Origin of the sequence: Acidovorax soli, from assembly GCF_900107605.1 — a bacterium.
GTDB classification, from domain to species: domain Bacteria; phylum Pseudomonadota; class Gammaproteobacteria; order Burkholderiales; family Burkholderiaceae_C; genus Acidovorax; species Acidovorax soli.
Window position 1 is genome coordinate 150,756 of sequence record NZ_FNQJ01000006.1, and the last position, 7,121, is coordinate 157,876.

Annotated in this window: 6 protein-coding genes and 1 pseudogene; all 7 read left to right on the forward strand. The window is 66.7% G+C overall.

Translation table 11 applies throughout. The features are described 5' to 3' along the window. Window positions 1–47: 47 nt before the first annotated feature. A complete protein-coding gene (locus tag BLW02_RS07170; protein WP_092697690.1) occupies window positions 48–1,247 on the forward strand; it encodes an acetyl-CoA C-acyltransferase in 1,200 nt (399 codons plus the stop codon). A gap of 10 nt (window positions 1,248–1,257) precedes the next feature. Beyond that, window positions 1,258–2,454, forward strand: coding sequence for an acyl-CoA dehydrogenase family protein (locus BLW02_RS07175; protein WP_092697676.1), 1,197 nt, complete (start codon window positions 1,258–1,260; stop codon window positions 2,452–2,454). Between the two features lie 10 nt (window positions 2,455–2,464). Continuing rightward, complete coding sequence (locus tag BLW02_RS07180; protein ID WP_092697677.1) at window positions 2,465–3,595, forward strand: acyl-CoA dehydrogenase family protein; 1,131 nt, start codon at window positions 2,465–2,467, stop codon at window positions 3,593–3,595. A gap of 110 nt (window positions 3,596–3,705) precedes the next feature. Further along, window positions 3,706–4,536 carry an oxepin-CoA hydrolase, alternative type gene (locus BLW02_RS07185; RefSeq protein ID WP_092697678.1) on the forward strand — a complete coding sequence of 277 codons (831 nt, stop codon included), beginning with the start codon at window positions 3,706–3,708 and terminating at the stop codon, window positions 4,534–4,536. A 22-nt stretch (window positions 4,537–4,558) separates the two neighbouring features. Next, window positions 4,559–5,788 (forward strand): CaiB/BaiF CoA transferase family protein, encoded by a 1,230-nt coding sequence (locus BLW02_RS07190; protein WP_092697679.1) that lies wholly within the window; start codon window positions 4,559–4,561, stop codon window positions 5,786–5,788. A 113-nt stretch (window positions 5,789–5,901) separates the two neighbouring features. After that, window positions 5,902–6,909, forward strand: a complete 1,008-nt coding sequence (locus tag BLW02_RS07195; RefSeq protein ID WP_092697680.1) for a Bug family tripartite tricarboxylate transporter substrate binding protein — start codon at window positions 5,902–5,904, stop codon at window positions 6,907–6,909. Window positions 6,910–6,969: 60 nt separating this feature from the next. Further along, window positions 6,970–7,121: pseudogene (locus BLW02_RS07200) on the forward strand (electron transfer flavoprotein subunit beta/FixA family protein); the annotation flags it as partial.

Sequence of the window (7,121 nt, forward strand, 5' to 3'; positions counted from 1 at the left end):
AGCAGCCATTGATTGAAGAGAAAAACCACCCATCCAAGGAGCATCCCATGCGCCAAGCCGTCATCGTCTCCACCGCCCGCACGCCGCTGGCCAAGTCGCACCGCGGCGAATTCAATACCACCCCAGGCCCCCAGCTTGGCGCCTACGCGGTGCGCGCCGCGGTCGAGCGCGCTGGCATCGAGCCCGGCCTGATCGAGGACCTGATCTGGGGCTGCGGCTACCCCGAGGGCACCACGGGCCGCAACATCGGCCGCCAGACCGCGCTGCGCGCGGGCCTGCCGGTGACGGTGGGCGGCACGGTGATCAACCGCTTCTGCTCCTCGGGCCTGCAGGCGATTGCCGTGGCGGCGGGGCGCATCGTGCTGGAGGGCGTTCCGGCCATGGTCGCCGGCGGCGTGGAGAGCATCTCGCTCATGAACCCCGCCGGTCGCAGCGGCGCCGCCCACCTCGACCCCTGGCTGGTGGAGCACAAGCCTGAGCTGTTCATGGAAATGATCGACACCGCCGACGTGGTGGCCCAGCGCTACGGCATCACGCGCGAGGACCAGGACGCGTTCTCGCTGCAAAGCCAGCAGCGCACCGCGGCGGCCCAGGCGAGCGGCGTGTTCGATAACGAGATCGTGCCCTGCGCCACCACCATGGCCGAGAAGAACAAGGAAACCGGCGAGGTGACCCACCGCGAGGTCGTCGCCAGGATGGACAACTGCAACCGCCCGGGCACCACCTTGGCCGGCCTGGCCAAGCTGGAGCCCGTGAAGGGCGCGGGCAAGTTCGTCACCGCGGGCAACGCCTCGCAGCTGTCGGATGGCGCGGCCGCCTGCGTGATGATGGAGGCCGCCGAGGCCGAGCGCCGCGGCCTGCAACCGCTGGGCGCCTTCCGCGGCTTTGCCATCGCGGGCTGCGAGCCCGACGAGATGGGCATTGGCCCGGTGTTCGCCGTGCCGCGCCTGCTGGAGCGCGCGGGTCTGACGGTGCAGGACATCGACCTGTGGGAGCTGAACGAGGCGTTTGCCTCGCAGGCGCTGTACTGCCAGCGCAGGCTGGACATTCCCATGGATCGCCTGAACGTCAACGGCGGCGCCATCTCCATTGGCCACCCCTTCGGCATGACGGGCGCGCGCCTGGCAGGCCACATCCTGCTGGAAGGCCAGCGCCGCAAGGCGCGCGGCGAGCAGGTCAAGTGGGGCGTGGTCACCATGTGCATCGGCGGCGGCATGGGCGCGGCCGGTTTGTTCGAGATTTTCTAAGAGGCAAGAAATGGATTTGCAATTCACTCCCGAAGAAGAGGCGTTCCGCGTCGCGGTGCGCTCGTTTCTCACAGACCACCTGCCGCCCGCATTGGCCACCAAGGTCAAGGCTGGCCAGCGCCTGACGCGCGCCGACCAGGAGGGCTGGCACGCCATCCTGAACAAGAAGGGCTGGCTGGCCTACCACTGGCCAGCCGAGCATGGCGGCACCGGCTGGTCGGCCATCCAGAAGTTCATCTTTGACGATGAATGCGCCATGGCAGGCGCCCCGCGCCTGGTGCCCTTTGGGCTGTCCATGCTGGGTCCGGTGCTGATCAAGTTTGGCAACGAGGCCCAGAAAAAGCACTGGCTGCCGCGCATCCTGAACGGCGATGACTGGTGGTGCCAGGGCTATTCCGAGCCCGGCGCGGGTTCGGACCTGGCCAGCCTCAAGACCACGGCGGTGCGCGCGGGCGACCATTACATCGTCAACGGCCAGAAGACCTGGACCACCCAGGGCCAGCACGCCAACATGATGTTCTGCCTGGTGCGCACCGACAAGCAGGCCAAGGCCCAGTCGGGCATCAGCTTTGTGCTGATCGACATGAACCAGCCCGGCGTGGAGGTGCGCCCCATCCGCACCCTGGACGGCGATGCCGAGGTCAACGAAGTGTTCCTGACCGACGTGAAGGTGCCCCTGGAGAACCTGGTGGGCGAGGAGAACAAGGGCTGGACCTACGCCAAGTACCTGCTGACCTACGAGCGCACGGGCATCGCCGGTGTGGGTTTCTCCATGGCTGCGCTGGAAAAGCTCAAGGCCATCGCCAGCCGCGTGCAGCGCAATGGCAAGCCTTTGAACCAGGACCCGCAGTTCGCCACGCGCATGGCGCAGGTCGAGATCGACCTGAACAACATGGCCACGACCAATCTGCGTGTGATCGCAGCGGTGCAGGGCGGCGGCGTGCCGGGGGCTGAGAGCTCCATGCTCAAGATCCGCGGCACGGTGATCCGCCAGGAGCTGCTGTCTTTGACGCGCCGCGCCATGGGGCCGTACGCGCTGCCCTTCATCGAAGAGGCGCAGTTTGCCGAGTACCAGGATGCGCCCGTCGGCCCCAAGGAGGCCGCCACCGCCGCCGCCGCCTACTTCAACTACCGCAAGCTGTCGATCTTCGGCGGCTCCAACGAAATCCAGCGCAACATCATCTCCAAGATGCTCCTGGGGCTGTGAAGGAATCGCCATGAACTTTGAACACAACGAAGACCGCCGCATGCTGGCGGACGCCCTGGGCCGCTACCTGAGCGAGCAATACCCGGCCGAATACCGCAACACCACGGCCTATGGCAGCACCGGCTACAGCGCCGAGACCTACGCCAAGCTGGCCGAGATCGGCGCCATCGGCGCGCTGTTCACGGAAGAGCAGGGCGGCTTTGGCGGGCAAGGCCCCGACATCGCCCTGGTGTTCGAGGCCCTGGGCAACCATCTGGTGGCCGAGCCCCTGCTGGGCGCGCTGCTGGTCGGCCGTGCCTTGACCGAGGCGGGCAGCGAGGCGCAAAAGGCGCAGCTCGAAGGCATCATCGGTGGCTCCACGCTGGCCGCGCTGGCGCACGACGAGCCCGCCAACCACTACGAGCTCAATCGCGTTGCCACCACCGCCAGGAAGAACGGCAACGGCTGGGTGCTGGATGGCGCCAAGGCCGTGGTGTTGTTTGGTGACCAGGCGCAGTTGCTGCTGGTCAGCGCGCGCACCAGTGGCGCGGTAGGCGACCAGGCTGGCATCTCGCTGTTCCTGGTGCCGGGCAACACCCCGGGCATCACGGCGCGCGGCTATGGCCGCATCGATGGCGGCCACGCGGCCGAGCTGGTCCTGAGCGGCGTGCAGGTGGGTGCAGACGCGCTGCTGGGTGCAGAGGGCGCGGGCCACGCGCTGCTGGAGCGCATCACCGGTTTTGGCCTGCTGGCGCTGGCGGCCGAGAGCCTGGGCGCCACGGACAAGGCCAAGGGCGACACGCTCGAATACCTGCGCACGCGCAAGCAGTTTGGCGTGCCGATTGGCAGCTTCCAGGCCCTGCAGCATCGCATGGCCGACATGCTGCTGGAGGTGGAGCAGGCGCGCTCGGCCGTGATCAACGCCGCCGCCGCCATGGACGACACCGACCGCGTGGCGCGGGAAAAGGTCTTGTCTGCCGCCAAGTACAGCGTGGGCAAGATCGGCACGCTGATTGCCGAGGAGGCGATCCAGCTGCACGGCGGCATCGGCGTGACCTGGGAGCTGCCGCTGGCCCACTACGCCAAGCGCCTGGTGATGATCGACCACCAGCTTGGCGACATGGACCACCATCTGGCGCGCTGGATGGCACTGGCTGCCTGAGGCCGGTCTCTTGAGTCCCTCTCTTTGTTTGAAGAGGGGGTTCAAGATAAAAATAGCGCAAGGCCCTTTCGCAGAAAGCGCAAATAGCTACAAAATGGATAGCATAGGAGATGCCCGTGACCGACAACGCCCTGGATAACGCGCCGGACAGCGCCCTGCTCACCCGCCGCGATGGCGCGGTGCTCGTGCTGTCCAACAACAACCCCGGCGCGCGCAATGCGCTCACGCCGGGTTTCTATGCTGGACTCACGCAGGCGCTGCACGCGGCGGCGTGCGACACCTCCATAGGCGCCGTGGTGTTGACTGGCGAGGGTGGGCATTTCTGCTCCGGCGGCGACCTGCGCCAGCTCGTCCACCGGCGCGAGCTGCCCATTGCCGAGCGCCGCCAGCGCCTGGAGCTTCTGCACAACCTGGTGCGCGCCCTGCGCGACTGCCCCAAGCCCGTGATCATGGCCGTGGAGGGCGCCGCCGCAGGTGCCGGCCTGTCGCTGGCGCTGGCCGGCGACATGCTGGTGGCGGCGAAGAATGCACAGTTCTCGGTGGCCTACGTCAAGGTGGGCCTGACGCCCGACGGTGGCGCCACGGCGCTGCTGGCCGAGTTTGTGTCGCGCCAGGTGCTCACCGAGCTGTGCCTGACGGGTGAGCGTGTCAGCGGCGAGCGCATGCACCAGCTGGGCGTGGTCAACCGCCTGACCGAACCCGGCCAGGCGCTGCACACGGCGCTGGCCCTGGCGCAGCAGATTGCCGCAGGCCCCGAGCTGGCCACCGCGCGCATCAAGCACCTGTGCCGCATGGCGCCGCGCAACACGCTGGAGCAGCAGCTCGATCTGGAGGCGCTGTACATGCCGCTGTCGCAGGAGACCGAAGAGTCGCGCGAGGGCATAGGCGCCTTTCTGGAAAAGCGCACCCCCGATTTTGCGCGGCTGCGCACACCCCGCTGAAACCATTGCAAGGAGACGTTTCATGACCGAAGCCAAGACCCAAGACCTGCCGCTGCAAGGCGTGCGCGTGCTGGATCTGTCGCGCGTTTTTGCAGGACCCATGTGCGGCATGGTGCTGGCCGACTTTGGCGCAGACGTCATCAAGGTGGAACACCCCGGCCGCGGCGACGACACGCGCGACTGGGGCCTGCGCATCGGCAAGACCGAAACCACCTACTACAACAGCATGAACCGCAGCAAGCGGTCCATCACCGTCGATCTGCAGACGCCCGAGGGGGTGAAAATCATCCACGACCTGCTGCCCCGGTGCGATGTGGTGATCCAGAACTTCAAGACCGGTGGTGCAGAAAAACTGGGCCTGGGCTACGAGCAGCTCAAGGCCCTCAAGCCCGGCCTGATCTACTGCTCGGTGGCCGGTTACGACAGCTCCGGCCCCGAGGCCAAGCGCCCCGGCTACGACCTGGTGATCCAGGGCGAGGCGGGCCTGATGGCCCTCAACGGCGAGGCCAACCAGCCGCCGCTGAAGTTCGGCGTGGCCGTGGTCGATTTGATGACGGGCATGTACGCGGCCCAGGCCGTGCTGGCCGCGCTGTTCCAGCGCACGCGCACCGGCCTGGGCCGCCATATCGAGATGGCGCTGTACGACTGCGGCCTGATGGTGACCGGCTACTACGGGCTGGACGCGCTCAAGCTGGGCCACGACCCCGAGCGTTACGGCAACGCCCACCCGTCCATCGTGCCCTACGGCATGTACGAAGCCGCCGACGGCCCGCTGATCATCGCCGTGGGCAACAACGCGCAGTTCGACAAGTTCTGCCGCCAGGTCATAGCGCGCCCCGACATCGTCGAAGACCCGCGCTTTGCCACCAACGTGGAGCGCGCCAAGAACCGCCTGGAGCTGGGGCCCAAGCTCAAGGAGCTGGTTGCCAGCTTCCCGCGCGAAGTGCTGCTGCAGCGCCTCACCGCCGCTGGCATCCCCTGCGGCAAGGTGGCAGGCCTGCACGAAGCCCTGACCAGCGAGCGCACCCGCCGCGGCCAGCTGGTGCAGGACATGCCCCACCCGGTGGTGGGCACCACGCCGGTGTTTGCGCCGCCCTATCGCATGGACGGCCAGCGCCTGCCCATCCGCAACGCCCCGCCCACGCTGGGCGAGGGCACGCGCGAGGTGCTGCAGCAGCTGCTGCAACTGCCCGAGAGCGAACTGCAGGCCCTGCGCGACAAGGGCGTGCTGACGCTGCCGCCGCTGGATTGATTCAAAAATGAGTGCTTCTGACGCATTCCAGGGAGTGGCCAGAGTCTGTTTTGAAGTAGCTGGCACCCGCCTCGACTGACCCGTTCCATCCCACCCACTGACAAGGAGGCAGCATGCCTTTTTCTCCCACTCCATCGTTGACCCGATTCACCCGCCGCGCCGCGTTGGCGCTGGCCACCGTTCCGCTGTTGCTGGGCAGCGCCATGGCGCAGCAGGCCGCCTGGCCCGACAAGATGATCAAGCTGATCGTGCCCTTCCCGGCGGGCGGGCCTACCGATACGGCGTCGCGCATCGTCGGCCAGAAGCTGGGCGAGCGTCTCAAGCAGACCGTACTCGTCGAGAACAAGGCGGGCGCCTCCGGGTCGATTGCCGCCGCCCAGGTCAGCAAAAGCGCTCCCGACGGCTACACGCTGATGATGCTGGCCACGCCCACGCTGCTGGCGCCGCACCTGTACAAGAAGGCAGGCTACGACACGGTGAAAGACTTCACCCCCGTGGCCACGGTGTATGACCTGCCCATCGTGGTGGTGGTCAATCCCAAACTGCTGCCCGATGTGACCGACCTCAAGAGCCTTATCGCCAACGCCAAGGCGCAAAAGACGCCGCTCAACTACACCAGCTCGGGCGCCGGCAGCTTTGGCCACCTGAGCATGGAGCTGCTCAAGCAGATGGCGGCTTTTGACATGCAGCACGTGCCCTACAAGGGCGGCGTGCCGGCCATCACCGACACCATTGGCGGCCAGGTGCCCATCATGTATGCCGACCTGGTGGCTGCACTGCCGCACATCCAGGCGGGCAAGCTGCGCGCCATCGCCGTGGGCTCGCCACAGCGCGTGGCCATGCTGCCCGATGTGAAAACCATTGCCGAGCAGGGTATCAAGGGCTACGACGCCGTGTCGTGGGGCGGCCTGCTGGCGCCAGCGGGCACGCCCAAGGCCGTGGTCGAGCGCATTGCGGGTGAGGTCAAGCAGATCCTGGCCGACAAGGAAATCCAGGACAAGCTGCTGCACGCGGGCGCCATCGCCAATTTCCAGGACCCGGCGCAAATGGGCCAGCGCGTGCAGCAGGACTACACCCGCTGGGGCCAGCTGATCCGCGACAAGGGAATTGCCTCCGAGTAAGGCCGCCATGCCGGCGCGCATATCCGCATTTATTTCTCCAATCCACAAGGAAACCTTCTGATGAAAATCCTGGTCCCAGTCAAACGCGTGGTGGACTACAACGTGAAAGTCCGCGTGAAATCGGACGGCAGCGGAGTGGACATTGCCAACGTGAAGATGAGCATGAACCCGTTTGACGAAATCGCCGTTGAAGAGGCGGTGCGCCTGAAAGA

Excerpts from the sequence above, each read along its gene's own strand:
- BLW02_RS07170 (WP_092697690.1), top strand. The coding sequence starts at position 48 with ATGCGCCAAGCCGTCATCGTCTCCACCGCCCGCACGCCGCTGGCCAAG.
- BLW02_RS07175 (WP_092697676.1), top strand. The coding sequence starts at position 1,258 with ATGGATTTGCAATTCACTCCCGAAGAAGAGGCGTTCCGCGTCGCGGTG.
- BLW02_RS07180 (WP_092697677.1), top strand. The coding sequence starts at position 2,465 with ATGAACTTTGAACACAACGAAGACCGCCGCATGCTGGCGGACGCCCTG.
- BLW02_RS07185 (WP_092697678.1), top strand. The coding sequence starts at position 3,706 with ATGCCCGTGACCGACAACGCCCTGGATAACGCGCCGGACAGCGCCCTG.
- BLW02_RS07190 (WP_092697679.1), top strand. The coding sequence starts at position 4,559 with ATGACCGAAGCCAAGACCCAAGACCTGCCGCTGCAAGGCGTGCGCGTG.
- BLW02_RS07195 (WP_092697680.1), top strand. The coding sequence starts at position 5,902 with ATGCCTTTTTCTCCCACTCCATCGTTGACCCGATTCACCCGCCGCGCC.